We start from the raw sequence: 26678 nt of genomic DNA, 5'->3' as shown, positions 1-26678 counted from the left end.
AAGGGGTGCCATGGCGGGCGCCGCATTGGAAATACGGGATCTTTCGGCGGGGTACGGACCCGTGAGGGCGCTGCGGCACGTGTCGCTGACGCTGCCCGAAGGATCCGTCGTCGCCGTACTGGGCAGCAACGGAGCGGGCAAGTCCACGCTCCTGCGCGCCATCTCCCGCACGTTGTCGTTCCACGGTGGAGCGGTCACCGGAGGCACCGTCGCCTTCGGCGGCCGACCGCTCACGGGCCTGACGCCCGACCGGGTGGTGGCGGCCGGACTGTGCCAAGTCCCGGAAGGGCGCCAGGTGTTCGCCCGGATGACGGTGGCCGACAACCTCCGCGCCGGGGCCCTCGGCTCCACCGGCGACCGCGCCGCCCAGGCCGCGGCCCTGCGCCGCGTCCACGAGCTGTTCCCGGTCCTCGCCGACCGTGCCGGACAGCGCGCCGGGCTGCTCTCCGGGGGCGAGCAGCAGATGCTCGCGGTGGCCAGGGCCCTGATGGCCGGCCCGAAACTGCTGCTCCTGGACGAGCCGTCGCTCGGGCTCGCCCCGCTGATGGCCCAGCGGATCGCGGAGACGATCACCGAGATCAACGCCCAGGGCACGGCCGTACTGCTCGTCGAACAGAACGCCGCCATCGCCCTGCGCCTCGCCTCGCACGCGTACGTCCTCGACGTCGGCGAGGTCGTCCTGTCGGGGCCCGCCGACGAGCTGGCGGCCTCCGACGAGGTACGCCGCCGCTACCTGGGCGTCGTCGACGAGGACGCCGCGGCCGACGCGTCCGAGGCCGTGGCGGCCCACCGCGCCCTCGGCGTCTGGGAGGAACGATGAGCACCGGGGCCCCGGCGCTGGAAGTGCGGGACCTGACCGTGCGCTTCGCCGGGCTCACCGCACTGGACGCGATCGGCTTCACCGTACGGCCCGGCACCGTGCACGCGGTCATCGGACCGAACGGCGCCGGCAAGTCCACCACCTTCAACGTCCTTTCCGGCGTGTACCGGGCCACCTCCGGCAGCGTCCGCTTCGGCGACCGGGAACTGACCGGCCTGCCACCCCACCGCATCGCGGACCTCGGGATCGCCAGGACGTTCCAGAACCTCGCCCTGCCGCCGGGAGCCACCGTCGAGGACAGCCTGATGCTCGGCCGCCACCGGCTCACCCGCACCGGCTTCGTCGCGGCGGGCCTGCGGCTGCCGTCCGCGGTGCGCGAGGAGGCCCGGCACCGCGAGCGCGTCCGGGAGATCGCCGCGTTCGTGGGTCTGGAGGACCAGCTCGCCCGCCCGGCGGGCACCCTCCCGTACGGGCAGCAGAAGCTCGCCGAGCTGGCCCGCGCCCTGTGCATGGAACCCAAGCTGCTGCTCCTCGACGAGCCGGTCGCCGGCATGACCGCCGGCGAGCGCCGCGCCACCGCCGCCGTCGTCGCGGGCGTACGGGACAGCCTCGGCATCTCCATCGTGCTGGTCGAGCACGACATGGGGGTCGTGATGCGGCTCGCCGACTCCGTGACCGTCCTCGACTTCGGCCGGCTGATCGCCGACGGAACGCCCGCGTCCGTCCAGTCCGACCCCGCCGTCGTCCGCGCCTACCTGGGAGAGGAGGCCACCTCATGACCACCTTCGCCGAACTGCTCCTCAACGGGATCTCGATCGGTTCCGTCTACGCCCTGATCGCCCTCGGCTTCGTGGTGATCTTCCGCGCCACCGAGGTCGTCAACTTCGCCCACGCCTCGCTGCTGCTCGCCGGCGGCTACGTCACCGCCGTGCTCCACGACGACATCGGCTTCTGGCTCGCCCTGCTCGCCGGCGTCGGCGGCGCCGCCGTCGTCGGCGCGGGCGTCGAGTTCCTGGTGATGCGCCGCTACCGGGGCTCGAACCACAGTGTGCTGGCCATCGTGACCATCGGCGTCGACATCCTGCTCACGACCGAGCTGACCCGCCGCATGGGCACCGACGTCCTAGCCCTGGGCGATCCCTGGGGCGACGCGGTCCTCACCGTCGGCGGCGTGAGCGTCGCGCACACCCGGATCGCCGCCTTCGTCGCGGCGGGCCTGCTCATCACCGTCTTCCTGCTCGCCTTCCGCTTCACCTCCTGGGGGGTGGCGATGCGCGCCGCCGCCGAGAACTCCGAGACCGCCGCACTGATGGGCGTACGCCTGGGCAGGGTCTCGCTCGGCGCGTGGGCGGTGGCAGGCGGACTGGCCGCCGTGGCCGCGCTGTTCCTGACGGTCTTCCCGACACCGGGACTGGAACGCTCCACCTCGCTGGCCGCGATGAAGGCGTTCCCCGCCGCGATCCTGGGCGGCCTCGACTCCACCACCGGAGCGCTCGTCGGCGGCTTCCTCGTCGGCATCACGGAGTCGCTCGCCACCGGCTACCAGAGCGACCTGACCTTCCTGGGCCGCGGCATCGGCGATCTGGCTCCGTACCTCGTGATGATCGCCGTGCTGCTGGTCCGCCCGGCCGGCCTCTTCGGCACGAAGGAGCTGGCCCGTGTCTGACCCGGTCACGAAGCGACTTCCGCGCAGGGCCCTGCTGTGGGCCGTGGGGGCGGCCGTACTGCTCGCGCTGCCCTTCTACCTGGAACGGTTCTGGCTCCAGGCCGGCCTCTTCGCGATGGCCGCCGCCATCGGCGCCATCGGCCTCAACCTGCTGACCGGCTCGACCGGCCAGCTCTCCATGGGCCACGCCTTCTTCCTCGCCGTCGGCGCGTACGGCTACTGCGTCTTCGCCGGGGACTCCACCGGCACGCTCGCCGGCCTGAACCTCCCCAGCTGGCTCGCGGCCGTGCTCGCCGTGGCGCTCGCGGGCGTCGCCGGCGGCCTGTTCAGCCCCATCGCCGGACGGCTCCAGGGCGCGTACCTCGGCATCGCCACCCTCGCGCTGATCTTCATCGGCCAGCACGTGCTGTTCAACGCCCACGGCCTGACCGGCGGCTTCAACGGACGTGACGTCCCGCCGCTGAGCCTGTTCGGCGTCACCTTCGACGAGTCGGAGCTGCTGGTGGCCGCCGTGCCCTTCGGCTCCGCCGAGAAGCTCTGGTACGTCGCCCTGCTCGCGCTGGCCGGCTGCGCCCTCTTCGCCCGCGGCGTGCTGCGCGGGCGGCCCGGACGGGCCATGAACGCCATCCGCGACCACCGCATCGCCGCGGGGGTCATGGGAGTGCCGGTGGCCCGCTACCGCGCCGGGGTGTTCGTGCTCTCCTCCATGTACGCGGGCCTGGCGGGCGTCCTGCTCGCGCTGGTCTTCCAGCGGACCGTGCCGGAGTACTTCGGCATGATCCTGTCCCTCGAATACCTCGCCATGATCGTCATCGGCGGTCTCGGCTCGGTCGCGGGAGCGGTGGTGGGAGCCGTGTTCGTCTCCCTGCTGCCCCAGCTCCTCACCCGGTACAGCGACGCCCTGCCCCTGGTCTCCGCCCCCGGTACGGGCGGGGTCGCACCGGGCGAGGCGTCGCGGTACCTCTACGGCGCCGCCGTTGTCGCGGTGGTGCTCTTCCTGCCGGGCGGCCTGGTGCGGCCATCCCTCCGGCGCAAGTCGACAACCTCAGGGGAGTAACGATGACCACGCGTACCCAGGTCACCAGAACGACCGCCGCCGCTCTCGCGGCCCTGCTCGCGCTGACGGCGGCCGGATGCAGTTCGAAGGCGAAGGACGGCGGGGGCGGCGGTGACAAGCCGGACGCCGGCGGGGTCAAGACCGGGCAGGGCGTCTCGGACAAGACGATCAAGCTCGGTGTACTGACCGACATGACCGGCGTCTACGCCTCGCTCGGCAAGAGCGTCACCCAGGCCCAGCAGCTGTGGGCGAAGCAGGCCAACGCCGACGGCGGCATCTGCGGCCGCGACGTCGAACTGGTCGTCCGCGACCACGGCTACGACCCGCAGAAGGCCGTCTCCGGCTACACCGAGCTGTCGCCGCAGGTCCTCGGCTTCGCCCAGTTCATCGGCTCGCCCTTCGTCGCCGCCGTGAAGCAGCGCGTCGACGGCCAGGACAAGGGCCTCGTCATCCCGCAGGCGTGGTCCGCCTCGCTGCTGGGCAGCCCGTACATCCGGGTCATAGGCAACACGTACGACGTCGAGACGATCAACGCCGTCGACTTCCTGCTGAAGGACAAGGGCCTCAAGAAGGGCGACAAGATCGGCCACGTGTACTTCGAGGGGGACTACGGCGAGAACGCCCTGGCTGGGGCCGAGTACGCGGCCGAGGAGGCCGGGCTCACCGTCGTGGAGCAGAAGATCAAGCCGACCGACAACGACATGACGGCCCAGGTCGCCGCGCTCAAGAAGGCCGGCGTCAAGGGAGTCGTCATCAGCGCCGGACCGCGCCAGGCGGCCTCGTTCGTCGGAGTCGCGGCGGCCGTGAAGCTCCAGGTCCCGATCATCGGCAACAACTCGGCGTTCTCGCCGCAGCTCCTCGCCACCCAGGCGGGCCCCGCGCTGATGAAGAACTATTACGTCGCTTCACCCACCCAGCCCATCGGCACCGACTCGGCGGCCGCCAAGAAGCTCGTCGCCGACTACAAGAAGGCGTACCCCTCGGACGCGCTCGACAACGGCGTGGTGGCCGGCTGGACGGCCGCCTCGGTCTTCGGTGAGGCGCTGAAGAAGGCGTGCTCGGCGAAGGACCTGACCCGCGAGGGCGTCGGCAAGGCCCTGCTGAAGATCGACGCGTACGACTCGGGCTTCGGCACCACCCACGACTTCACCGACCCGAAGGCGCCCTCCTCGCGCGAGACGGTCGTCCTCCAGCCCGACAAGAACGTCACGGGAGGCATGAAGGTGGTCCGCGAGGCCGAGATGTCGGACGCCGCCAAGAGCTACACCGTCGGCGGCTGACGGCCAGCCCACGACGAAACGGCCGAGGGCCCCGGGGACGAATCCCCGGGGCCCTCGGCCGTACGTACGCCGGACGCCTACGGCAGCTGCGCCGCGCGCGCCACCCGCCGGTTGTCGCGGAAGGTGTTCACCCGCCGCGCCGTGGCGAAGAGCGGGATGACCGCGCCCAGTACCACCTGGAGCGCGCAGCCGGTCGCCAGCAGGACCTGGCCGCCCGGGGCGTCGAACGCCCAGGCCGCCAGCAGACCCATCGCGCCGACGATCCAGCCGAGCATCGCGACCGCGAGGACACCCCGCGGCTTGGGGTACTCGACCCGGCTCACCATCAGCCACGCGACGCCGATGATGGCGAGCAGCGTGGGGATGAAGGGGAGCTCCAGCAGCACGATGGAGACCACCGTCAGCGCGCCGAAGGGGCTCGGCATGCCCTGGAACATGCCGTCCTTCATCGTCACGCAGGAGAATCTGGCGAGTCGCAGGACCACCGCCAGCAGCACCACGATCGCCGCCAGCGCCGAGACCCGCTGGTGGGCGTCGTCCGCGACCATCCCGTACACGAGCACGAAGTAGGCCGGGGCGAGCCCGAAGCTGATCAGGTCGGACAGGTTGTCCAGCTCGGCGCCCATCGGCGAGCTGCGGAGCTTGCGCGCCACGAGCCCGTCGCAGAGGTCGAAGATCGCCGCGAGGAGCATCAGGATCACGGCGGTCGCGGCGCTGTGCCGCGCCATGCCGGTCTCCTGGCTGCCCTGGAGGTGCGGGATGAGGATTCCGGTGGTGGTGAAGTACACCGCCATGAATCCGCAGGTCGCGTTACCGAGAGTGAGGGTGTCCGCTATCGACAGCCTCAGAGAGAGAGGCATGTCCTCGGCGTCGGCGGCCTCGTCCTCGACCTCCGGCACCCAGCCGGCCCGTGTCTCGGGATCAGTCACGGTCAATTCGGGTCACCCCCGCGGTGGTCGCCTGCCCGACCTCGACGTCGACCTCGACACCCTCCGGGAGGTAGATGTCGACGCGCGAACCGAAGCGGATCAGGCCGATGCGCTCGCCCTGCTCGACCTTCGTGCCCTGCGGCACGTACGGCACGATGCGGCGCGCGACGGCGCCGGCGATCTGCACCATCTCGATGTCACCGAGCTCGGTGTCGAAGTGCCAGACAACGCGCTCGTTGTTCTCGCTCTCCTTGTTGAACGCCGGAACGAACCCGCCGGGGATGTGCTCGACCGACGTCACCGTGCCCGCGAGCGGGGCACGGTTGACGTGGACGTTCAGCGGGCTCATGAAGATCGCGACGCGGGTGCGCCCGTCCTTCCACGGCATGATGCTCTGCACCACTCCGTCGGCCGGGGAGATGACCCGGCCCTGAGTGATCTCGCGCTCGGGGTCGCGGAAGAACCACAGCATGCCCGCCGCGAGCGCGGTGGTGGGCACGGCGACAGCGGCCCAGCGGCCGGACTTGCGGGCCCGGGCCAGGCTGAGCGCCGCGGTGGCGACGGTCGGCAGAAGCCACGGCGATGCTCCGCGAGCAAGGCGTCCGTTGAGGAGGCCGTCGCGTGGTGCAGAGGTTTGGCTGTGGGGCATGAATGACCTTCGTAGCGGATGATGCCGCGCTGGCAACAGGGGGACGGCGGCTTACCGGCGATGGTAGCGGTTGCGAGGCGCAACTGGGCAAGCCAGAAGCCGAGTCGGAGTCCTGAAGACGATGACAGGGTGTGATCTTTTTCGCGGTCATTTCCCCACGAAAGGGGCAATCAGCCCTGGAACCGGTACTCTTCGAGGAGTCGCCGACCAATGATCATTTTCTGGATCTCGGCGGTACCTTCACCGATGAGCAGCATCGGCGCCTCGCGGTAGAGACGCTCGATCTCGTACTCCTTCGAGAACCCGTAACCGCCATGGATACGGAAGGCGTCCTCTACGACTTCCTTGCAGTATTCGGAGGCGAGGTACTTCGCCATCCCTGCCTCTAGGTCGTTTCGTTCCCCGGAGTCCTTTTTGCGCGCTGCGTTCACCATCATCGCATGGGCGGCCTCGACCTTGGTAGCCATCTCGGCCAGCTTGAACTGAATGGCCTGGTGCTGGGCGATCGGCTTCCCGAAAGTGTGACGCTGCTGGGCGTACGAGACACCCAGCTCGAACGCACGCTGCGCGACGCCGCAGCCACGCGCCGCCACATTGACGCGGCCGACCTCGACACCGTCCATCATTTGGTAAAACCCTCGGCCGGTCGTCCCGCCGAGTACACGATTGGCCGGAATGCGCAGTCCGTCCATGATGAGCTCGGTGGTGTCGACACCCTTGTAGCCCATCTTGTCGATCTTCCCGGGGATGGTCAGGCCGGGCCGCACCTCGCCGAAGCCCGCCTCCTTCTCCACCAGGAAGGTCGTCATCTGCTTGTGCGGGGCCGTTCCCTCGGGGAGACCCTCGTCACTGCGGCACAGCACGGCGACGAGCGTGGACGAGCCGCCGTTCGTCAGCCACATCTTCTGGCCGTTGAGCACGTACTCGTCGCCGTCCTTCACGCCCTTGGACGTGATGGCCGACACGTCGGAGCCGAGCGCCGGCTCCGACATCGAGAACGCGCCCCGCACCTCGCCCAGCGCCATGCGCGGCAGGAACGTGTCCTTCTGCTCCTGCGTGCCGTGCTGCTTGAGCATGTACGCCACGATGAAGTGGGTGTTGATGATCCCGGAGACGCTCATCCAGCCACGAGCTATCTCCTCGACGCACAGGGCGTATGTGAGAAGCGACTCACCCAGGCCGCCGTACTCCTCGGGGATCATCAGCCCGAAGAGTCCGAGCTCCTTGAGGCCCTCGACGATCTCCGTCGGGTACTCGTCGCGGTGCTCCAGCTCGGTCGCGACAGGGATGATCTCCTTGTCGACGAAATTCCTGACCGTGGCCAGGATCTCCTGCTGGATGTCGGTCAGACCGGCGGTCTGGGCGAGACGGGCCATGATTACTTCCCCTGCGTCTTCGGCTCCGGGCGGCCGGGCTGCTCGCCGCCGCGCTCCTTGATGTACGTCTCGGTCGGGACCATCACCTTGCGCCGGAAGACGCAGACGACGGTGCCGTCCTGCTTGTAGCCCTTCGTCTCGACGTAGACGATGCCGCGGTCGCTCTTGGACTTCGACGGCGTCTTGTCCAGGACGGTCGTCTCGCCGTAGATCGTGTCGCCGTGGAAGGTCGGCGCGATGTGCTTGAGCGACTCGACCTCCAGGTTGGCGATGGCCTTCCCGGAGACGTCCGGCACCGACATGCCGAGCAGCAGCGAGTAGATGTAGTTGCCGACCACCACGTTCTTGCCGAAATCGGTGGTCTTCTCGGCGTAATTGCTGTCCATGTGCAGCGGGTGGTGGTTCATGGTCAGCAGGCAGAAGAGGTGGTCGTCGTACTCGGTGACGGTCTTTCCGGGCCAGTGCTTGTAGACCGCGCCGACCTCGAACTCCTCGTAAGTGCGTCCGAACTGCATGATCAGGCCTCCGGGGCTTCGAAAGAGGAGGTGCGCTGCATACCGGCGGCGCGTCCCTTGCCGGAGATGACCAGCGCCATCTTGCGGCTCGCCTCGTCGATCATCTCGTCGCCGAGCATCGCGGAGCCCTTCTTCCCGCCGGCCTCGGAGGTGTAGTACTCGTACGCGTCCAGGATCAGCTCCGCGTGGTCGAAGTCCTCCTGCGACGGGGAGAAGATCTCGTTCGCGGCGGCGACCTGGTCCGGGTGCAGCACCCACTTGCCGTCGAAGCCCAGGGCGGCGGCGCGCTGCGCGACCGCGCGGTAGCCCTCCTGGTTGCGGATCTGGAGGTAGGGGCCGTCGATCGCCTGGAGGTTGTTGGCGCGGGCGGCCATCAGGATCTTCATCAGGATGAAGTGGTAGGCGTCGGCGGGGTAGCCGGGCGGCTGCTCACCGACGACCAGGGACTTCATGTTGATGGAGGCCATGAAGTCGGCCGGGCCGAAGATGATCGTCTCCACGCGCGGGGAGGCCTGCGCGATCGCGTTGACGTTGTTGAGGCCCTGCGCGTTCTCGATCTGCGCCTCGATGCCGATCTTGCCGACCTCGAAGCCCATCGTCTTCTCGATCTGCGTCAGCAGGAGGTCGAGCGCCACGACCTGCTGCGCGTCCTGGACCTTCGGCAGCATGATGCAGTCGAGGTTCTGACCCGCGCCCTCCACCACCGTGACGACGTCGCGGTACGTCCACTCGGTGGTCCAGTCGTTGACGCGCACGACCCTGGTCTTGCCCGTCCAGTCGCCCTCGTTGAGGAACTTCACGATGGTGTGCCGGGCCTCCGGCTTGGCGAGCGGCGCGCAGGCGTCCTCGAGGTCCAGGAAGACCTGGTCCGCGGGGAGGCCCTGGGCCTTCTCCAGGAAGCGCGGGTTCGAGCCGGGGACGGCCAGGCAGGAGCGGCGCGGGCGCAGGCGGTTGACGGTCATGCGGGGACCTCCAGAGGGTCGAGCTTGTTCGCTTTCCGGATCTCGTCGACGATACGGCCGATGATCTCCGTGATGCCGAAGTCCTTCGGGGTGAAGACTGCGGCCACTCCGGCTGCCCGCAGCTCCGCGGCGTCCGCCGGCGGGATGATTCCGCCCGCGATCACCGGAATGTCGGCGGCCCCTGCCTCCCTGAGCCGCACCAGCACGTCCGGTACGAGTTCGGCGTGCGAGCCGGACAGGATCGACAGACCGACGCAGTGCACGTCCTCCGCGAGGGCGGCGCTCACGATCTGCTCGGGCGTCAGCCTGATGCCCTGGTAGACCACCTCGAAGCCCGCGTCGCGGGCCCGGACGGCGATCTGCTCGGCACCGTTGGAGTGCCCGTCGAGACCGGGCTTGCCGACCAGCAGACGCAGTCGCCCGGAGCCGAGGTCGTCCGCCGTGCGGGCCACCTTCTCCCGTACGGCGGCGAGCGGGGTGCCGGCCTCGGCGGTGACCGCGACCGGTGCGCTGCTCACACCCGTCGGCGCCCGGAACTCGCCGAAGACGTCCCGCAGCGCCCAGGCCCACTCGCCGGTGGTGACGCCCGCGCGGGCGCACTCGACCGTCGCGGCCATCAGGTTCTCGGTGCCCGCCGCGGCCTTCTTGAGGGCCGCCAGGGACTCGGAGGCGCGGGTGTCGTCGCGGTTGTCTCGCCACTCGTGCAGCTTGGCGACGACGCGCGCCTCGTTGGCCGGGTCGACCGTCATGATCGCCCCGTCGAGGTCCGAGGTGAGCGGGCTCGGCTCGGTGGCCTCGTAGCAGTTGACGCCGACGATCTTCTCGTCGCCCGACTCGATGCGCGCGCGGCGCTCGGCGTGCGAGGAGACCAGCTGCGACTTGAGGTAGCCGGACTCGACGGCGGCCATCGCGCCGCCCATCTCCTCGATGCGGTCCATCTCCGCGAAGGAGTCGGCAACCAGCGCCTCCACCTTGGCCTCGACGACGTGCGATCCCGCGAAGATGTCCTCGTACTCCAACAGGTCGCTCTCCAGGGCGAGGACCTGCTGGATGCGCAGCGACCACTGCTGGTCCCAGGGCCGGGGGAGCCCCAGCGCCTCGTTCCAGGCCGGCAGCTGCACGGCGCGGGCGCGGGCGTCCTTGGAGAGGGTGACGGCCAGCATCTCCAGGACGATGCGCTGGACGTTGTTCTCCGGCTGCGCCTCGGTCAGGCCCAGCGAGTTGACCTGCACGCCGTAGCGGAAGCGGCGCTGCTTGTCGTTCTCGATGCCGTACCGCTCGCGCGTGACCTTGTCCCAGATGCGGCCGAAGGCGCGCATCTTGCACATCTCCTCGACGAAGCGGACGCCCGCGTTGACGAAGAAGGAGATGCGGGCGACGACGTCCCCGAACTTCTCCGCCGGCACCTGACCGCTGTCCCGTACGGCGTCGAGGACGGCGATCGCCGTGCTCATGGCGTACGCGATCTCCTGGACCGGCGTGGCGCCGGCTTCCTGGAGGTGGTAGCTGCAGATGTTGATCGGGTTCCACTTGGGAATGTTGTTCACCGTGTAGGTGATCATGTCCGTCGTCAGGCGCAGGCTCGGCACCGGCGGGAAGACGTGCGTCCCGCGCGACAGGTACTCCTTGACGATGTCGTTCTGCGTCGTCCCCTGGAGCTTGGTGATGTCGGCGCCCTGCTCCTCCGCGACCACCTGGTACAGCGCCAGCAGCCACATGGCCGTGGCGTTGATGGTCATGGAGGTGTTCATCTGCTCCAGCGGGATGTCCTGGAACAGCCGCCGCATGTCACCGAGGTGGGAGACGGGGACCCCGACCCGGCCCACCTCGCCGCGGGCGAGGATGTGGTCGGGGTCGTAGCCGGTCTGCGTCGGAAGGTCGAACGCGACCGACAGGCCGGTCTGGCCCTTGGCGAGGTTGTTGCGGTACAGCTCGTTGGACGCCTCGGCGGTCGAGTGACCGGCGTACGTCCGCATGAGCCAGGGCCGATCCTTCCGACGCTCGCTCATCAGATGTTCCGGAAGCGGTTGATGGCGTCGATGTGCTGCTCGCGCTTCTCGTGGTCGCGGACGCCGAGACCCTCGCGGGGCGCCAGCGCCAGCACGCCGACCTTGCCCTGGTGGAGGTTGCGGTGCACGTCGTACGCGGCCTGCCCGGTGTCCTCCAGCGAGTACACCTTCGAGAGCGTGGGGTGGATCTTGCCCTTGGCGATCAGGCGGTTGGCCTCCCACGCCTCGCGGTAGTTGGCGAAGTGCGAGCCGATGATCCGCTTCAGCGACATCCACAGGTAGCGGTTGTCGTATTCGTGCATGTAGCCCGAGGTCGAGGCGCAGGTGGTGATGGTGCCGCCCTTGCGGGTGACGTAGACGCTCGCGCCGAAGGTCTCACGGCCCGGGTGCTCGAAGACGATGTCGATGTCCTCGCCGCCGGTGAGCTCGCGGATGCGCTTGCCGAAGCGCTTCCACTCCTTGGGGTCCTGGGTGTGCTCGTCCTTCCAGAACTTGTAGCCTTCGGCGTTGCGGTCGATGACCGCCTCCGCGCCCATCGACCGGCAGATGTCGGCCTTCTCGGGGGAGGAGACGACACAGATCGGGTTGGCGCCGCCGGCCAGGGCGAACTGGGTGGCGTACGAACCGAGTCCGCCGCTCGCGCCCCAGATCAGGACGTTGTCGCCCTGCTTCATGCCGGCGCCGTTGCGGGAGACAAGCTGGCGGTACGCGGTCGAGTTGACCAGACCGGGCGAGGCCGCCTCCTCCCAGCTGAGGTGGTCGGGCTTGGGCATCAGCTGGTTGGACTTCACCAGTGCGATCTCGGCCAGGCCGCCGAAGTTCGTCTCGAAGCCCCAGATGCGCTGCTCGGGGTCGAGCATCGTGTCGTTGTGGCCGTCCGAGGACTCCAGCTCGACGGAGAGGCAGTGCGCGACGACCTCGTCGCCCGGCTTCCAGGCGTTCACGCCGGGGCCGGTGCGCAGGACGACGCCCGCGAGGTCGGAACCGATGACGTGGTACGGGAGGTCGTGGCGCTTGCTGAGGTCGCTGAGGCGGCCGTACCGCTCCAGGAAGCCGAACGTCGAGACCGGCTCGAAGATCGACGTCCAGACGGAGTTGTAGTTGACCGAGCTGGCCATGACCGCCACCAGGGCCTCGCCGGGCCCGAGCTCGGGCACCGGCACGTCCTCCACGTGGAGGGACTTGCGCGGGTCCTTGTCGCGGCTGGCGACGCCGGCGAACATCTCGGCCTCGTCCTTGTGCACGGTCACCGCGCGGTACGACTCGGGGATGGACAGGGCGGCGATGTCTGCCGCCGTGCTGTCCTGCGACTGGATCGCGTCCAGGATTTCCTTCACGGGGGGCCTCCGGCGAAGCGCGTTGTCTGACAGCAACGCTTTTGAGGGGAAACGTCGGGGTGTTGCTGTGGAGGTGTGCCGTCGGTTCGGCGGTGGTGCGGTTGTTCGGCAGCGCGGGTAGCGCGGGAGGTTGCCTGTGACGCAGGCGCCCGGGCGCGCAAACACGTGGTTTGCGGGGACAGCCGGCGTACGAAAGATCACTGCACGCCGGCCGCCCGGACGACATCAAGGTATGACACCCCGTGCCACGTGACAAGACACTGAGTGCCAACAATTTCTCTCACTTGTCACCTCGCCGTCACACATGAGCGATGATCGATCGATTGGCTTCATCAGAGCACGCGAAGACGCCGCCCGCCTCCCGGGAAACAGGGGGCGGACGGCGTCCGTGGGCAGGGGGAGCGAGGCCGGGTCAGACCTGCTTGAGCGCCCGTTCGATGGTGCGCATGACCTCGTCCAGAGGCGCGTCGGTGCGGGCGACGGTCACCAGCACGTCGCCGGTCACCGACGCCGACGCCGAGGGTGACTGCTCCGGCTTCGAGCGCTCGCGGGAGGTGGAGCGGCCCGCGCCGATGCCCGTGCCGAAGGTGTCGCGGACGATCGAGAACGCGTGGTCCAGCTGCGCCTCGACGTCGCCCTGGCCGCCCGCCCGCAGCCAGCGCCGCAGGACGTGGTTGTGGGCCGTCACGACGGCGGAGGCGGCCACCTCGGCCAGCAGCGGGTCGTCGTTGCCGTCGTGGTGGTCGCGCTCGTCGAAGTGGCCCAGCAGGTAGCGGGTGAACAGCCGCTCGTACCGGGCCACCGACGCGATCTCCGCCTCCCGCAGCGTCGGGACCTCGCGGGTGAGCTTGTAGCGGGCGACCGAGACCGCGGGGGACGCCGCGTACATCCGCATGACTTCCTTGATGCCCCGGCACACCGTGTCCAGCGGGTGCTCGTGCGGGGAGGCCGCGTTGAGCACCGCCTCCGCGCGCACGAGGGTGTCGTCGTGGTCCGGGAAGATCGCCTCTTCCTTGGAGCGGAAGTGCCGGAAGAAGGTCCGGCGCGCGACGCCGCCGGCGGCGGCGATCTCGTCGACGGTCGTCGCCTCGTACCCCTTCGTCGCGAACAGCTCCATCGCCGCGGCCGACAGTTCGCGGCGCATCTTGAGCCGCTGGGCGGCCGCCCGGCTGCCGGCGGCGCTTTCGGGGGCTTCGGAGGCGGAGCTCGTACGGGACGGTCGTCGGGGGGAGTCAGCGGGCTGGGACATGCCCCGAACGTACTGCATCTGCGCAGGAGAGCGCGCCTGTGGGTGCGGGCTGCCGTCAGGCTCCAGCAGCCCGCCCCATCCGGTCACACCCTCCTGCTCAGCGCCCGGCATACTCCCGGAAGCCGCGTCCCGTCTTGCGGCCGAGGCACCCCGCGGCCACCAGGTGTTCGAGCAGCGGCGCCGGCGCCAGGCCCGGGTCGCGGAACTCGCCGTGCAGGACTTTCTGGATGGCGAGGGAGACGTCCAGGCCGACCACGTCGAGGAGCTCGAAGGGGCCCATCGGGTAGCCGCCGCCCAGCTTCATCGCGGCGTCGATGTCGTTCAGCGTCGCGTAGTGCTGCTCGACCATCTTGACCGCGTTGTTCAGGTACGGGAAGAGCAGCGCGTTCACGATGAAACCGGCGCGGTCGCCGCAGTCCACCGGGTGCTTGCGGATCTTCGCGCAGACCTCGCGGACGGTGGCGTGCACCGCGTCCGAGGTGAGGACGGTACGGACGACCTCGACCAGCTTCATCGCGGGCGCCGGGTTGAAGAAGTGCATGCCGATGACGTCCTGCGGGCGCGAGGTGGCGCGGGCGCAGGCGACGACCGGGAGCGAGGACGTGGTCGTGGCGAGCACCGCGCCCGCCTTGCAGACCTTGTCGAGCGTCGCGAAGAGCTCCTGCTTGACCGCCAGGTCCTCCGCGACCGCCTCCACCGCCAGGTCGACGTCGGAGAACGCGTCGAGTGAGGCCGCCGGAGTGACCCTGCCCAGCGTCTCGTCGCGCGCCTCGGCCGTCATCCGTCCCTTGTCGACGGAACGGGCGAGGGACTTGGCGATCCGGGCCTTCGCCTTGTCCGCCTTCTCCTGGCTCCGGGCGGCCAGCACCACGTCGTAGCCGGCCTTCGCGAAGACCTCTGCGATGCCGGACGCCATGGTCCCGGACCCGGCGACGCCGACGGACCGCACCGGCCGGCCCGGGGTGTCCGTCGCCGACTCCAGCGGGGTGAGGGCGTCGCGCACCACGGTCTGGCTGCCGGGCGCCTCGTACGTGTAGAAGCCCCGGCCCGACTTGCGGCCGCTGAGACCCGCCTCGCTGAGCTGCTTGAGGATGGGGGCGGGGGCGTGCAGCCGGTCGTGTGACTCGGCGTACATCGCGTCCAGGACGGTACGGGCCGTGTCGACGCCGATCAGGTCGAGCAGGGCCAGCGGGCCCATGGGCAGGCCGCAGCCCAGCCGCATCGCGGCGTCGATGTCCTCGCGGGAGGCGTACTTCGCCTCGTACATCGCGGCGGCCTGGTTGAGGTAGCCGAAGAGCAGGCCGTCCGCGACGAAACCGGGCCGGTCGCCGACCGCGACCGGTTCCTTGCCCAGGTCGCGGGCGAGCGCGGTCACGGCCTCGACGGCCTGCGGCGCGGTGAGCACCGAGGAGACGATCTCGACCAGCTTCATCGCGGGCGCCGGGTTGAAGAAGTGCATCCCCAGGACCCGCTCGGGGTGCGCGGAGTCGGCGGCGAGCCGGGTCACGGACAGCGCGTTCGTGCCGGTCGCAAGGACCGTGGTGGGGCGCACGATCGCGTCCAGGGCGCGGAAGACCTGCTGCTTGGCCTCGTACGACTCGTGCACGACCTCGATCACGAGATCGGCGTCCGAGGCCGCCTGGAGGTCGGAGAAGGTACGGAACCGGGCGAGGGCGTCACGGCGCTCCTCGTCGGTGATCCGCCCGCGCTCCACCGCGCGGGCGGTGGAGGCCTCGAGCGACGAGACGGCCAGCCGGGCGGCCTCCTCGCTGATGTCGATGCCGATGACTTCACGGCCGGCGCGGGCCAGGATCTCGGCGATGCCGGTGCCCATGGTGCCGAGTCCGACCACGGCGACGGTACTGAGAGGGGTGTCCATCACGGGACTCCAGAGAATGAGTGACGACTGAGGGGCACACGCACCGCGCCGCGGGTACGCCAAGGGGCGCACGGCGAAGGGAGGTTGCGTGCGGGAAGGGGCTGCTCTGTGGAGACTGCGCGATGCGCAGGGCGGGTCGAGCTGCGGGGCCGACGGACTCTGTCCCGAAGTCACGTCGCGAAAGAACACCGAACCGACAAGACACTCCGGCGGCTGCGTCACCAGGCCGCCATGAGGTGATCAATCAGCGGGGGGTGGCCCGCTCACTTGAGAGTAACCGGCGAGTAACGAGCGCGCCAGACCTGGCGGGATGTGATCTGGGACGCCTGTGCACTGCATACGCTTGCGCCATGGACGAGGAGCTGCGGTCGCTCGCCGACCGGGTACGGGGTGAGGCGCGGTCCGGACCGGGTGGTTCCGCGGCGTACGAGCGGCTGCTCGTCACCCAGGACCCGGACGAACTGGCGGGGGTCCTGACCGAGACGCAGCGCCCCCTGTGGGCCCGCGAGATAGCCGCCTTCCGGCTCGGCTGCGCGGGTGACCGGCGGGCCTTCGAGACGCTGGTGCTGCTGCTCAACCACCGCGATCCCGACCGGTGCGTCACCGCCGCGTACGCGCTGGCGCGCCTCGGCGACCCGCGTACCGCGCGCGCGGCGGCGGCACTCGCCACCAACGCGCTGCGCACCGCGTACGCGCTGACCCCCGTGCGGCTGCTCACCGAGCTCCGGGCGCCGGAGACCGTACCGGCGCTGATCACCACGCTGCGGGGACTGCTCGCCCCGGCGAACCCCCACTGGCGGGTGGCGCTCGCCTGCGTCGAGGGCCTGGGGCAGCTGCGGGACGCCCGGGCGCGGCCGGTGCTGGAGGCGGCGCTCGGTCACCCGAGGCTGGGCGCCGCCGCGTCCGCCGCGCTCAGCCGCCTGGCGTAGCGCGTCTCGGGGACGGCGGTGCCGAGCACGTCGAACGGCGCCTCGGCGCCGTCCGGGGCGAAGCCGGCCCTCTCGTAGAAGCGGCGGGCGCGGGCGTTGGCGGTGAGGACCCACAGGAGCATGCGCCGGTGGCCTTCGGCGGCGGCGCGGGCGAGCAGCTCCGCGGTCAGGGCGCGGCCGGCCCCGGCGCCCTGGTGCTCGGGCAGCACGTACAGGGCGTACAGCTCGGCGTCGCCGGCCGGTCCGCCCTGCTCGTCGCGGTACGGGCCGTAGCAGCCCCAGCCGACGACCTCGCCGTCGCGCTCGGCGACCAGATCGCGCGACGCGCCGCCGTGCGCCCGCAGGTGCGCGCGGCGCCGGACGGCGTCCTGCGGGACGCTCATCGCGTCGAGGTACGCCCGGGGCATCATCCCGGCGTACGCCGTCTGCCAGCCGCGCACCCGCACGCGGGCGACGGCCTCGCAGTCGTCGAGGGCCATGTCCCGTATCCGCACGCCGCCGCTCATGCCTGCGCACTGTAGTTCCCCCGCCCCTGCGCGGGAGCCGAAGCCCGGTCCCGGGCGGGGCGGGGAAAGGTTCAACTCCTGGTGCCCAGCAGCCCGTGCAGGGTGCTTCCCCTGGTCGGGGCCGCCGCCGCCCTCTCGGGCGGCAGCGGCTTCGGGTCGGGCAGCGCGTCGCAGACCGCGTCCGCGTCGCCGCCGCCGGAGCCGCGCGGCACCGCGCCCGTCGCGAGGTAGTCCGCCAAGTGCCGGTCCAGGCAGGCGTTTCCGCTGAGCGCGATGCCGTGGTTGCCGCCGCCGTTCTCCACCACGAGCGCGGAGCCGGCCAGCTTCCGGTGCAGGGCGACCCCGCCGCCGTACGGCGTGGCGGCGTCCTCGGTCGCCTGGAGCAGCAGCGCCGGCGGCAGTTCGCCGTTCGCGACGTCCGGCGGGTCCAGCCGCCCGGTCGGCCAGAAGGCGCAGGGGGCGTTGTACCAGGCGTTGTTCCAGGTCGAGAAGGGAGCCTTCTCGTGCACGTCCCAGTTGTCCTCGTGCCACGTGCCCCAGTCCCGCGGCCACGACGCGTCCCGGCACTGCACCGACGTGTAGATGCTGTAGCCGTTGTCGTCGGAGGCGTCGCTCGCGCCGAAACTCCGGTACGCCGCCACCAGCGGGGCCGCGTCCTTCTCCTTCACGTACGACGCGAACGCCTCGGCCAGGTGCGGCCAGTAGCCGTTGAAGTACCCCCCGGGCAGGTACGTGTCCTCCAGCTCGGACGGGCCCACCTTCCCGCCCGCCGGACTGTCGCGCAGCTCCTCGCGCATCCGGTACCACGCGGCCTCGACCTCCGCCGGGTCGCCGCCGAGCCGGTACGTCGCGTCGTGGCGGGCCACCCACGCGGCGAAGGCCTTGTGCCGGGCGTCGAACGCGTGGTCCTGCGCGATGTTGTTGTCGTACCAGACGCCGGCCGGATCGACGACGCTGTCGAGCGCGAGCCGCCGCACCCGCCGGGGGTGGAGCTTCGCGTACACGGCGCCGAGGTAGGTCCCGTACGAGTAGCCGAAGTAGTTGATCTGCCGCGCGCCGAGCGCCCGGCGGACGACGTCGAGGTCCTTGGCGGCGCTGACGGTGTCGATGTACGGCAGTACGTCGGCGTACTTCTCGCCGCACGCCCGGGCGAACGACTGCGCCCGCCGGACGCCCTCGCGTTCCTCGCGCGCGCTGCGCGGCACCGAGTCCGGCCGTACGCCGGAGAAGTGCCCCGGCCGGCAGTCGAGGGCCGGTTCGCTCGCGCCCACGCCGCGCGGGTCGAAGCCGATGACGTCGTACTGCGACGCCACCTTCTTCGGCAGCGCGCCCGCGACGAATCCGGCGAGTGACAGTCCGCTGCCGCCGGGGCCGCCCGGGTTCACGAGCAGGGGCCCCTGGAAGTGCTCGGCGGTGTGCCGCACGCGCGACAGGGCGAGGCTGATCTTCCTGCCGTGCGGATCTGCGTGGTTCAAGGGGACCTCGACCGACGCGCACTCGAGCTTGGGATAGCTCTTGGTGCCGCATCCGGTCCAGGTGAGCGCGGTGCGCGCGGCCGAACCGGCGGCGGACCCCGAGTCCGCCGAGACGGCCGGCGGTACGGCCGTGACCAGTCCGGCCACCGTCGTCCCGACGGCGAACAGAACTCCTGCGCGTTTCTTCACTGAGCCTCCCGAGCTGCGGGGAACGTGGCTGTGAGGGACACAGCCCCCGCCGCATCGTGCCGGAAAGGTGTCAGCAATGTGTGCTTATTATCGTTTTGTTCCTGCCGTGGCGTGCTGCTCAGCCGCCTGGCGCCGCGTCAGAGCCGCCAGAGCCGCCAGAGCCGTCAGAGCAGGGTCAGCTGCGTGGGGCCGGGAGGCTCCGGTTCCGTGGGCGGCGGAACGCGCCGGCGCGCGCCCGGCCCCGACGGGCCTATCCCGAACTCCGTGGCGAGCTCGTGCACCTGGCGGGTGATGCGCCGCTGGTACCACTTGGGCGCGTACGCCCCTTCGGCGTACAGCCGCTCGTACCGCCGCACCAGGTGCGGGTGGTGCCGCCCGAGCCACGCCATGAACCACTCCCGCGCGCCCGGCCGCAGATGCAGGACGAGCGGCGTGACCGAGGTCGCGCCCGAGACGGCGATCGCCCGGACGGTGGCGCGCAACTGGTCGGGCGAGTCCCCGAGGAAGGGGATGACCGGGGCCATCAGGACGCCGCAGCCGATGCCGTGGTCCGTGAGCGTGCGGACGACGTCGAGGCGGCGCTCGGGGGACGGTGTGCCGGGCTCCACCGTGCGCCACAGCTCCTGGTCGGTGAAGCCGACGGAGACGGAGATGCCGACGTCGGTGACCTCGGCGGCCTGCACGAGCAGGTCGAGGTCGCGGAGGATCAACGTGCCCTTGGTCAGGATCGAGAAGGGGTTCGCGCGGTCGCGCAGCGCGGCGATGATGCCGGGCATGAGGCGGTAGCGGCCCTCGGCCCGCTGGTAGCAGTCGACGTTCGTGCCCATGGCTATGTGCGCGCCCTGCCAGCGCCGGGAGGCGAGCTGGCCGCGCAGCAGCTCGGGTGCGTTGATCTTGACGACGATCTGGGAGTCGAAGTCCAGGCCGCTGTCGAGGTCCAGATACGTGTGGGTCCTGCGGGCGAAGCAGTAGACGCACGCGTGCGAGCAGCCACGGTAGGGATTGACCGTCCACTCGAACGGCATGCGGGAGGCGCCCGGCACCCGGTTCAGGATCGAGCGGGCGTGCACCTCGTGGAAGGTGATCCCCCGGAACTCGGGGGTGTCGAAGGTGCGGGTGGTCACCGCGTCCGTTCCGAAGAGCGCGGCCTCCCCGGTCAGGGCGGGGTTTTCGGCCAGATTGTTCCAGCGCATGTGCGCCTCCTCGCTAGCACTGAGCACAGAATAGAACACATGTTCCCTTCTTCGGTGCAACCCCGATTTTGGGCGGCCGTGCCGGAGGTGGTTGGGTAAGCCGCACCCTTGAAAACCCGAGTGCTGGAGGAACAGGCATGGCGCAGGTCGAGGCCACCACGGAGCGGATCATCGCGGCGGATGCGGAGACGGTGTTCGACACGCTGGCCGACTACAGCGGCGCGCGCGAGAAGCTCCTGCCCGAGCACTTCTCCGAGTACGAGGTGCGCGAGGGCGGCGACGGCGAGGGCACCCTCGTCCACTGGAAGCTCCAGGCCACCAGCAAGCGCGTCCGCGACTGCCTGCTCGAGGTGACCGAGCCGACCGACGGGCAGCTCGTCGAGAAGGATCGCAACTCGTCGATGGTCACCACCTGGACCGTCACCCCGGCCGGCGAGGGCCGGTCGAAGGCCGTCGTCAGCACGGTGTGGAACGGTGCGGGCGGCATCGGCGGCTTCTTCGAGAAGACGTTCGCCCCCAAGGGTCTCGGCCGGATCTACGACGCCCTGCTCGCCAACCTCGCCGCGCACGTGGAGAAGTAGCCCGTCACCGGTTCGAGTGGTCTTCCCGGTGCGCCGGACGCGTCGCCAACCGGGCCACACGGACTGGCCCTTGAGGGATCGCCGGACCCGGCCGTCTGGGCCGTTCGGAGTGCCGCCGCGCGGTGTGGCGCCGGTCCGGGCGCGCTGAGCGGGGTGACGGCCGGTGCCGGGTCCTACGCTGGGCCCGGCCCCGGTGCGGGGCGCCGGTGGACCCCAGGGAGCAACGATGCCGGAGCAGGGCCCGCAGGCCGCCGACGCGCGCGAGCACTGGCAGCGGACGTACGCCCAGCACCCGGGGATGTACGGCGAGGCTCCCTCGGCCGCGGCCGTCCACGCCGCCGCCGTGTTCCGCGTGGCGGGCGCCGAGGACGTACTGGAGCTGGGGGCGGGTCACGGGCGGGACGCCCTGCACTTCGCCGGCTGCGGCTTCACCGTCCGCGCCACGGACTACAGCCCCGAGGGGATCGCACGACTGGTCCGCCGCGCCGACGAGTCGGGTCTCGGTTCCGCCGTGTCCGGCGCGGTCCACGACGTACGGCGGCCGCTGCCCCTCCCGGACCGGTCCGTGGACGCGGTGTTCGCCCACATGCTGATGTGCATGGCGCTGTCGACGCCCGAGATCCACCGCCTGACCGGCGAGGTGCGGCGGGTGCTGCGGCCCGGCGGCGCCTTCGTCTACACGGTCCGGCACACCGGCGACGCCCACTACGGGGCGGGCACCGCCCACGGCGACGACATCTTCGAGCACGGCGGGTTCGCGGTCCACTTCTTCGACCGGGCCCTGGTCGACGCGCTGGCCGAGGGCTGGGATCTGCGGGAGGTCCACGCCTTCGAGGAGGGCGACCTGCCGCGCCGCCTGTGGCGGATCACCCAGACGCTCCCCGCGGACCTGGCCGGGGCCCGCCCCCGGCGCGTAACGTGATGGCGCATGAAGATCCTCATCAGTGCCGACATGGAGGGCGCCACCGGTGTCACCTGGCCGGCCGATGTGCTGCCGGGGACCGCGCAGTGGGAGCGCTGCCGCTCGATGTTCACCTCGGACGTGAACGCCGCCGTCCTCGGCTTCTTCGACGGGGGCGCCGACGAGGTGCTCATCAACGAGGCGCACTGGACCATGCGCAACCTGTTCCTCGAGCGGCTCGACGAGCGCGCCGAGATGCTCACGGGCCGGCACAAGGCCCTGAGCATGGTCGAAGGCGTGCAGCACGGGGACGTCGACGGCATCGCGTTCGTCGGCTACCACACGGGCGCGGGCGCCGAGGGCGTCCTCGCGCACACCTACCTCGCCAACTCCGTCACCGGGGTGTGGGTCGACGGCGTACGGGCCAGCGAGGGCCTGCTCAACTCGCACGTGGTCGCCGAGTTCGGCGTACCCGTGGTGCTCGTCACCGGCGACGACCTCACCTGCGAGGATGCCGAGGGGTACGCCCCCGCCGCCCGCAAGGTCGCCGTGAAGGACTACGTCTCGCGCTACGCCGCGGTGTGCCGCACCCCCGCCCGCACCGCCGCCGACATCAGGGCCGCCGCCAAGGAGGCGACGGCTCTGGCGGTGCGTCACGAGCCGGTGCGCGGCGGTCCGTTCACCGTGGAGCTGGAATTCGACGCGGAGCACCTTTCGGGCGTCGCCACCGTGGTGCCCGGGGTGGAGACGACCGGCGAACGGCGTGTCGCGTACACCAGCGCGACGATGTATGAGGGCATTCGTACGTTCAAGGCGGTCACGACGATCGTCTCGGCCGCGGTGGAGGAGCAGTATGGCTGACCAGGAGCCGGCCGACGGGGCAGCGGCCGACGGCGCCACGACCGACGCGCTCGCGCTCGACGAAGTGGTGGCCTTCACGTCCGGTCTCATCCGCATCGACACCACCAACCGGGGCGGCGGGGACTGCCGCGAGCGCCCCGCCGCCGAGTACGTCGCCGAGCGGCTCGCCGGGGCCGGCCTCGAACCCCTCCTCCTCGAACGCACCCCCGGGCGGACCAACGTCGTGGCCAGGATCGCCGGCACCGACCCGTCGGCCGACGCGCTGCTGGTCCACGGCCACCTCGACGTCGTACCCGCCGAGCCGGCCGACTGGAGCGTGCACCCCTTCTCCGGGGAGGTCCGCGACGGAGTGATCTGGGGTCGCGGCGCGATCGACATGAAGAACATGGACGCGATGGTCCTGGCGGTCGTACGGGCCTGGGCGCGCACCGGCACCCGGCCGCGCCGCGACATCGTGCTCGCCTTCACCGCCGACGAGGAGGCCAGCGCCGCCGACGGCTCGGGGTTCCTCGCGGCGGACCACCCGGACCTGTTCGAAGGCTGTACGGAGGGCATCAGCGAATCCGGCGCCTACACCTTCCACGCGGGCCCCGGCATGGAGATCTACCCGATCGCGGCGGGGGAGCGCGGCACCGGCTGGCTCAGACTCACCGGCGTCGGCACGGCCGGCCACGGCTCCAAGGTCAACCGGGACAACGCCGTGAGCAGGCTGGCCGCCGCCGTCGCCCGGATCGGCGCGCACGAATGGCCGGTGCGGCTCACTGCGACCGTACGGGCCGGCCTGACCGAACTGGCCGCCCTGCAACGGCTCGACGCACCGGACTTCGACGCGCCCGACTTCGACGTGGACGTGCTCCTCAACAAGCTGGGACCCGCCGCCGCGCTGGTCGAGGCGACGGTGCGGGCGAGCGCCAATCCGACGATGCTGGACGCCGGGTACAAGGTCAACGTCATCCCGGGGCGGGCGACCGCCTACGTCGACGGGCGGTTCCTGCCCGGTGGCGAGGAGGAGTTCTGCCGAACCCTGGACCGGCTCACCGGGGAGGGCGTGGACTGGGAGTTCCACCACAGGGAGACCGCGCTCCAGGCGCCGGTCGACTCCCCGACGTACGCCAAGCTGCGCGCGGCGGTGGAGCGCTTCGCACCCGGCGCGCACGTCGTGCCGTACTGCATGTCGGGCGGGACGGACGCCAAGCAGTTCTCGCGGCTCGGCATCACGGGCTACGGCTTCTCGCCGCTCGAACTGCCCGCCGACTTCGACTACCAGGCGCTCTTCCACGGCGTGGACGAACGTGTTCCTGTCGAGGCCCTCCACTTCGGCGTGCGTGTGCTCGATCATTACCTGAAGACCGCGTAGCAGCGACGAGCAGGGGGAGTGGGGCGGCATGGTGCCGACTGGGACGTACGGAAGCTGGCCGTCGCCGATCGGCGCCGGCCTCGCCGCCTCGCACGACGGGCACCCCGAGTACGTCGGCGTGGTCGGCGACGAGGTGTGGTGGACGGCGCCGCGCCCGGCCGAGGGCGGCCGGCGCGCGCTGGTGCGCCGACGGGCGGACGGCGACGAGGAATCGGTTCTGCCCGCTCCCTGGAACGTGCGCAGCAGGGTCGTCGAGTACGGCGGACAGCCCTGGGCCGGTGCGCAGCGCGCGGCGGGCGGACCGCTCGTCGTCTTCGTCCACTTCCCCGACCAGCGGCTCTACGCGTACGAACCCGACGTGCCCGGCGCCGAACCCCGGCCCCTCACGCCCGTGTCGGCGGTCGGCGGCGGCCTGCGCTGGGTCGACCCGCACCTGCGCATGGACCGGGGCGCCGCGGGCGAGGTGTGGTGCGTACTGGAGGAGTTCACCGGGGAGCGGTCCACCGACGTGCGCCGCGTCGTCGTCGCCGTGCCGCTGGACGGGTCGGCCGCCGACGACCGGGCCGCCGTACGGGAGCTGTCCGACGGGGCGCACCGCTTCGTCACCGGGCCCCGCGTCTCCCCGGACGGGCGCCGTGCCGCCTGGATCGCCTGGGACCACCCCCGCATGCCCTGGGACGGCACCGAGGTGATCCTCGCGGACATCGAGGCCGACGGCACGTTCCGCGCGCCGCGACCGCTGGTCGGCGGGCCGGACGAGTCCATCGCCCAGGTCGACTGGACCGCCGACGGGCGTCTGCTCTTCTCCAGCGACCGCAGCGGATGGTGGAACCTGTACCGCGCGGACCCGCACGGGAGGACCGTGGCGCTGTGCTCCCGCGACGAGGAGTTCGGCGGCCCGCTCTGGAAGATCGGCCTGCGCTGGTTCCATCCGCTGGACAACGGACTGGTCGCCGTCATCCACGGCGGCGGAGCCACCTCGCTGGGGATACTCGACCCCGACAGCTGCGAGGTCGTCGACTCCGCCGGCCCCTGGACAGAATGGGCGCCCACGCTCGCCGTGCACGGCAGCCGGGTCGTCGGCGTCGCCGCCAGTCCGCGCAGCGCGTACGAGGTCATGGAACTGGACACCCGCACCGGGCACACCCGGGTCATCGGGTCCGCGCACGACGACCCGGTCGACCCGTCGTTCTACCCCGAGCCGCAGATCCGCGTCTTCACCGGTTCCGACGGGCGGGAGACGCACGCCCACATCTACCCGCCGCACAACCCCGGCCGGATCGCCCCCGCCGACGAACTGCCGCCGTACGTCGTGTGGGTGCACGGGGGGCCCACCGGGCGCGCCCCGCTCGTACTCGACCTGGAGATCGCCTACTTCACCTCGCGCGGCATCGGCGTGGCCGAGGTCAACTACGGCGGCTCGGCGGGGTACGGGCGCGAGTACCGCAACCGGCTGCGCGAGCAGTGGGGCGTCGTGGACGTCGAGGACTGCGCCGCGGTCGCCGTCGCGCTGGCCGGGGAGGGCACCGCCGACCCGCGGCGGCTCGCGATCCGCGGCGGCAGCGCGGGCGGCTGGACCGCCGCCGCCTCGCTGGCCGCCAACGACGTGTACGCCTGCGGCACCGTCATGTACCCGATCCTCGACCTCACGGCCTGGGCGACGGGGGAGACGCACGACTTCGAGTCGCACTACCTGGAGAGCCTCGTCGGGCCGCTCGCCGCCTGCCCCGACCGCTACCGCGAACGTTCGCCCGCCCAGCAGGCCGACCGGATCACCGCGCCGTTCCTGCTGCTCCAGGGGCTCGACGACGTGATCTGCCCGCCCGCGCAGTGCGAGCGGTTCGTGGAGCGCATGGCGGGACGCGGCATCCCGCACGCGTACCTCGCCTTCGAGGGGGAGGGGCACGGCTTCCGCCGCGCGGAGACGCTGACCCGGGCCATGGAGGCGGAACTCGCCCTGTACGCCTACGCTTTCGGCATCGAGCGCGACGACCTCACGCCTATGGGGTTCACCACATGACCCTCGCGCCCCTGACCCGGCCCGCCCGGCTGCGGCCGGGCTCGCGGATCGTGGTCGTCGCTCCCAGCGGACCCGTCCCCGAGGAGCGGCTGCAGGCGGGGCTCGACATCCTGCGCGGCTGGGACCTCGACCCGGTCGCCGGCCGCCATGTGCTGGACACCGCGCCGGAGTTCGACTACCTCGCCGGTACGGACCGGGCGCGCGCCCGGGACCTGGAGGAAGCCTGGTGCGACCCGGCCGTGCAGGCGGTGATCTGCGCGCGCGGCGGGTACGGCGCCCAGCGCATGGTCGACCTGCTCGACTGGCAGGCGATGCGGGCCGCCGGGCCCAAGGTGTTCGTCGGGTACAGCGACATCACCGCGCTGCACGAGGCGTTCGCCGTACGGCTGGGCCTGGCCACCCTGCACGGTCCGATGCTCGCCGCCCTGTCCTTCGTCAAGGACGCCCGCACCCAGGAGTCGCTGCGGGCCACGCTCTTCGCCCCCGAGTCCGTCATGACGCTGGGACTGGAGACGGCGGGCGTCCTGGTCCCGGGACGGGCGCGCGGCGTCACCCTCGGCGGCTGCGTCAGCCTGCTCGCGGCCGGCCTCGGCACCCCGGACGCCCGCGCCGGCGCGCGCGGCGGTCTGCTGCTCCTCGAGGACGTCGGCGAGGAGGCGTACCGCCTGGACCGGATTCTCACGCAGTTGCTGCGTTCCCGCTGGCTGGAGGGCGTGGCGGGGATCGCCCTCGGCTCGTGGGAGGACTGCGGACCGTACGCGACGGAGGTGCGCACGGTGCTGTACGACCGGCTGGGCCCGCTGGGCGTGCCGGTCGTCGAGGAGCTGGGCTTCGGGCACTGCGCGAACGCCCTCACCGTTCCCCTGGGCGTGCCCGCCGTACTGGACACGGACGCCCGCTCGCTCGTCCTGGACGTGCCGGCGCTGCGCTGAGTGACG

At 71.2% G+C, this 26678-nt stretch carries 24 protein-coding genes; 12 read left to right on the top strand and 12 right to left on the bottom strand.

Annotated elements, in window-relative coordinates; translation table 11 throughout:
- Positions 1-10 precede the first annotated feature (10 nt).
- The 5 genes from AC07FK_RS19315 to AC07FK_RS19295 are packed head-to-tail and all read left to right on the top strand — an operon-like array spanning position 11 to position 4823.
- Positions 11-820, top strand: a complete 810-nt coding sequence (locus AC07FK_RS19315; RefSeq protein ID WP_479106104.1) for an ABC transporter ATP-binding protein — start codon at positions 11-13, stop codon at positions 818-820.
- Positions 817-1599, top strand: coding sequence for an ABC transporter ATP-binding protein (locus tag AC07FK_RS19310; protein ID WP_479106103.1), 783 nt, complete (start codon positions 817-819; stop codon positions 1597-1599). Before AC07FK_RS19315 ends, AC07FK_RS19310 begins: the two co-directional genes overlap by 4 nt.
- Positions 1596-2486, top strand: a complete 891-nt coding sequence (locus AC07FK_RS19305; protein WP_479106102.1) for a branched-chain amino acid ABC transporter permease — start codon at positions 1596-1598, stop codon at positions 2484-2486. The genes AC07FK_RS19310 and AC07FK_RS19305 overlap by 4 nt, the downstream gene beginning before the upstream one ends.
- The gene (locus AC07FK_RS19300) at positions 2479-3543 is read left to right on the top strand and encodes a branched-chain amino acid ABC transporter permease (protein ID WP_479106101.1); all 1065 of its coding nucleotides are present in this window, start codon (positions 2479-2481) and stop codon (positions 3541-3543) included. Before AC07FK_RS19305 ends, AC07FK_RS19300 begins: the two co-directional genes overlap by 8 nt.
- Before the next feature lie 2 nt (positions 3544-3545).
- Positions 3546-4823 (top strand): ABC transporter substrate-binding protein, encoded by a 1278-nt coding sequence (locus tag AC07FK_RS19295; RefSeq protein WP_479106100.1) that lies wholly within the window; start codon positions 3546-3548, stop codon positions 4821-4823.
- A 77-nt stretch (positions 4824-4900) separates the two neighbouring features.
- Here the strand turns inward: AC07FK_RS19295 and pssA are convergent, their stop codons facing one another.
- From pssA to AC07FK_RS19250, 9 genes are all read right to left on the bottom strand, one after another.
- The gene (pssA, locus tag AC07FK_RS19290) at positions 4901-5758 is read right to left on the bottom strand and encodes a CDP-diacylglycerol--serine O-phosphatidyltransferase (protein WP_479106099.1); all 858 of its coding nucleotides are present in this window, start codon (positions 5756-5758) and stop codon (positions 4901-4903) included.
- Entirely contained in the window at positions 5745-6401 is a 657-nt protein-coding gene (locus AC07FK_RS19285; protein WP_138895600.1) for a phosphatidylserine decarboxylase, read from the bottom strand. Before AC07FK_RS19285 ends, pssA begins: the two co-directional genes overlap by 14 nt.
- A gap of 170 nt (positions 6402-6571) precedes the next feature.
- A complete protein-coding gene (locus AC07FK_RS19280; RefSeq protein WP_138895599.1) occupies positions 6572-7777 on the bottom strand; it encodes an acyl-CoA dehydrogenase family protein in 1206 nt (401 codons plus the stop codon).
- A gap of 2 nt (positions 7778-7779) precedes the next feature.
- On the bottom strand, positions 7780-8292 hold the full coding sequence (locus tag AC07FK_RS19275; protein WP_454373625.1) for a MaoC family dehydratase: 513 nt from the start codon (positions 8290-8292) through the stop codon (positions 7780-7782).
- A 2-nt stretch (positions 8293-8294) separates the two neighbouring features.
- A complete protein-coding gene (locus AC07FK_RS19270; protein WP_479106098.1) occupies positions 8295-9254 on the bottom strand; it encodes an HpcH/HpaI aldolase/citrate lyase family protein in 960 nt (319 codons plus the stop codon).
- Positions 9251-11263, bottom strand: coding sequence for a protein meaA (locus AC07FK_RS19265; protein ID WP_479106097.1), 2013 nt, complete (start codon positions 11261-11263; stop codon positions 9251-9253). Before AC07FK_RS19265 ends, AC07FK_RS19270 begins: the two co-directional genes overlap by 4 nt.
- The gene (ccrA, locus tag AC07FK_RS19260) at positions 11263-12600 is read right to left on the bottom strand and encodes a crotonyl-CoA carboxylase/reductase (RefSeq protein WP_479106096.1); all 1338 of its coding nucleotides are present in this window, start codon (positions 12598-12600) and stop codon (positions 11263-11265) included. Before ccrA ends, AC07FK_RS19265 begins: the two co-directional genes overlap by 1 nt.
- A 412-nt stretch (positions 12601-13012) precedes the next feature.
- A complete protein-coding gene (locus AC07FK_RS19255) occupies positions 13013-13849 on the bottom strand; it encodes a TetR family transcriptional regulator (RefSeq protein ID WP_479106095.1) in 837 nt (278 codons plus the stop codon).
- A 97-nt stretch (positions 13850-13946) separates the two neighbouring features.
- On the bottom strand, positions 13947-15728 hold the full coding sequence (locus tag AC07FK_RS19250) for a 3-hydroxyacyl-CoA dehydrogenase family protein (protein WP_479106094.1): 1782 nt from the start codon (positions 15726-15728) through the stop codon (positions 13947-13949).
- 350 nt (positions 15729-16078) lie between these two features.
- Here AC07FK_RS19250 and AC07FK_RS19245 point away from each other — a divergent pair, with 350 nt between their 5' ends.
- Positions 16079-16657 carry an adenylosuccinate lyase gene (locus tag AC07FK_RS19245; protein WP_479106093.1) on the top strand — a complete coding sequence of 193 codons (579 nt, stop codon included), beginning with the start codon at positions 16079-16081 and terminating at the stop codon, positions 16655-16657.
- Here the strand turns inward: AC07FK_RS19245 and AC07FK_RS19240 are convergent.
- The 3 genes from AC07FK_RS19240 to AC07FK_RS19230 form a co-directional block, all read right to left on the bottom strand.
- Positions 16606-17163 carry an N-acetyltransferase family protein gene (locus tag AC07FK_RS19240; RefSeq protein WP_479106092.1) on the bottom strand — a complete coding sequence of 186 codons (558 nt, stop codon included), beginning with the start codon at positions 17161-17163 and terminating at the stop codon, positions 16606-16608. The two genes, AC07FK_RS19245 and AC07FK_RS19240, sit on opposite strands and share 52 nt — an antisense overlap.
- A 71-nt stretch (positions 17164-17234) precedes the next feature.
- Positions 17235-18827, bottom strand: a complete 1593-nt coding sequence (locus tag AC07FK_RS19235) for an alpha/beta hydrolase (RefSeq protein ID WP_479106091.1) — start codon at positions 18825-18827, stop codon at positions 17235-17237.
- Positions 18828-18991: 164 nt separating this feature from the next.
- Complete coding sequence (locus tag AC07FK_RS19230; protein ID WP_479106090.1) at positions 18992-20020, bottom strand: Rv2578c family radical SAM protein; 1029 nt, start codon at positions 20018-20020, stop codon at positions 18992-18994.
- 137 nt (positions 20021-20157) lie between these two features.
- On the opposite strand from AC07FK_RS19230, the gene AC07FK_RS19225 reads away from it, so the two are divergent.
- From AC07FK_RS19225 to AC07FK_RS19200, 6 genes are all read left to right on the top strand, one after another.
- Entirely contained in the window at positions 20158-20601 is a 444-nt protein-coding gene (locus AC07FK_RS19225; RefSeq protein ID WP_479106089.1) for an SRPBCC family protein, read from the top strand.
- A gap of 226 nt (positions 20602-20827) precedes the next feature.
- Complete coding sequence (locus AC07FK_RS19220; protein ID WP_479106088.1) at positions 20828-21523, top strand: class I SAM-dependent methyltransferase; 696 nt, start codon at positions 20828-20830, stop codon at positions 21521-21523.
- Between the two features lie 6 nt (positions 21524-21529).
- Complete coding sequence (locus AC07FK_RS19215; RefSeq protein ID WP_479106087.1) at positions 21530-22363, top strand: M55 family metallopeptidase; 834 nt, start codon at positions 21530-21532, stop codon at positions 22361-22363.
- On the top strand, positions 22356-23720 hold the full coding sequence (locus AC07FK_RS19210) for a M20/M25/M40 family metallo-hydrolase (protein ID WP_479106086.1): 1365 nt from the start codon (positions 22356-22358) through the stop codon (positions 23718-23720). Before AC07FK_RS19215 ends, AC07FK_RS19210 begins: the two co-directional genes overlap by 8 nt.
- 28 nt (positions 23721-23748) lie before the next feature.
- On the top strand, positions 23749-25740 hold the full coding sequence (locus AC07FK_RS19205; protein ID WP_479106085.1) for a S9 family peptidase: 1992 nt from the start codon (positions 23749-23751) through the stop codon (positions 25738-25740).
- The gene (locus tag AC07FK_RS19200; protein WP_479106084.1) at positions 25737-26672 is read left to right on the top strand and encodes a S66 peptidase family protein; all 936 of its coding nucleotides are present in this window, start codon (positions 25737-25739) and stop codon (positions 26670-26672) included. The genes AC07FK_RS19205 and AC07FK_RS19200 overlap by 4 nt, the downstream gene beginning before the upstream one ends.
- Positions 26673-26678 lie beyond the last annotated feature (6 nt).

This window comes from Streptomyces sp. NPDC046122 (genome assembly GCF_056429965.1).
Note: the sequence above shows the minus strand (reverse complement) of the source record. Positions and strands in the feature narration are given on the sequence as shown.

Bases quoted from the DNA above. Each gene is read 5' to 3' on its own strand.
- AC07FK_RS19315 (WP_479106104.1), top strand. From the start codon at position 11: ATGGCGGGCGCCGCATTGGAAATACGGGATCTTTCGGCGGGGTACGGA.
- AC07FK_RS19310 (WP_479106103.1), top strand. From the start codon at position 817: ATGAGCACCGGGGCCCCGGCGCTGGAAGTGCGGGACCTGACCGTGCGC.
- AC07FK_RS19305 (WP_479106102.1), top strand. From the start codon at position 1,596: ATGACCACCTTCGCCGAACTGCTCCTCAACGGGATCTCGATCGGTTCC.
- AC07FK_RS19295 (WP_479106100.1), top strand. From the start codon at position 3,546: ATGACCACGCGTACCCAGGTCACCAGAACGACCGCCGCCGCTCTCGCG.
- AC07FK_RS19285 (WP_138895600.1), bottom strand. From the start codon at position 6,401: ATGCCCCACAGCCAAACCTCTGCACCACGCGACGGCCTCCTCAACGGA.
- AC07FK_RS19280 (WP_138895599.1), bottom strand. From the start codon at position 7,777: ATGGCCCGTCTCGCCCAGACCGCCGGTCTGACCGACATCCAGCAGGAG.
- AC07FK_RS19275 (WP_454373625.1), bottom strand. From the start codon at position 8,292: ATGCAGTTCGGACGCACTTACGAGGAGTTCGAGGTCGGCGCGGTCTAC.
- AC07FK_RS19270 (WP_479106098.1), bottom strand. From the start codon at position 9,254: ATGACCGTCAACCGCCTGCGCCCGCGCCGCTCCTGCCTGGCCGTCCCC.
- AC07FK_RS19265 (WP_479106097.1), bottom strand. From the start codon at position 11,263: ATGAGCGAGCGTCGGAAGGATCGGCCCTGGCTCATGCGGACGTACGCC.
- AC07FK_RS19255 (WP_479106095.1), bottom strand. From the start codon at position 13,849: ATGTCCCAGCCCGCTGACTCCCCCCGACGACCGTCCCGTACGAGCTCC.
- AC07FK_RS19250 (WP_479106094.1), bottom strand. From the start codon at position 15,728: ATGGACACCCCTCTCAGTACCGTCGCCGTGGTCGGACTCGGCACCATG.
- AC07FK_RS19245 (WP_479106093.1), top strand. From the start codon at position 16,079: ATGGACGAGGAGCTGCGGTCGCTCGCCGACCGGGTACGGGGTGAGGCG.
- AC07FK_RS19240 (WP_479106092.1), bottom strand. From the start codon at position 17,163: ATGAGCGGCGGCGTGCGGATACGGGACATGGCCCTCGACGACTGCGAG.
- AC07FK_RS19230 (WP_479106090.1), bottom strand. From the start codon at position 20,020: ATGCGCTGGAACAATCTGGCCGAAAACCCCGCCCTGACCGGGGAGGCC.
- AC07FK_RS19225 (WP_479106089.1), top strand. From the start codon at position 20,158: ATGGCGCAGGTCGAGGCCACCACGGAGCGGATCATCGCGGCGGATGCG.
- AC07FK_RS19220 (WP_479106088.1), top strand. From the start codon at position 20,828: ATGCCGGAGCAGGGCCCGCAGGCCGCCGACGCGCGCGAGCACTGGCAG.
- AC07FK_RS19215 (WP_479106087.1), top strand. From the start codon at position 21,530: ATGAAGATCCTCATCAGTGCCGACATGGAGGGCGCCACCGGTGTCACC.
- AC07FK_RS19210 (WP_479106086.1), top strand. From the start codon at position 22,356: ATGGCTGACCAGGAGCCGGCCGACGGGGCAGCGGCCGACGGCGCCACG.
- AC07FK_RS19205 (WP_479106085.1), top strand. From the start codon at position 23,749: ATGGTGCCGACTGGGACGTACGGAAGCTGGCCGTCGCCGATCGGCGCC.
- AC07FK_RS19200 (WP_479106084.1), top strand. From the start codon at position 25,737: ATGACCCTCGCGCCCCTGACCCGGCCCGCCCGGCTGCGGCCGGGCTCG.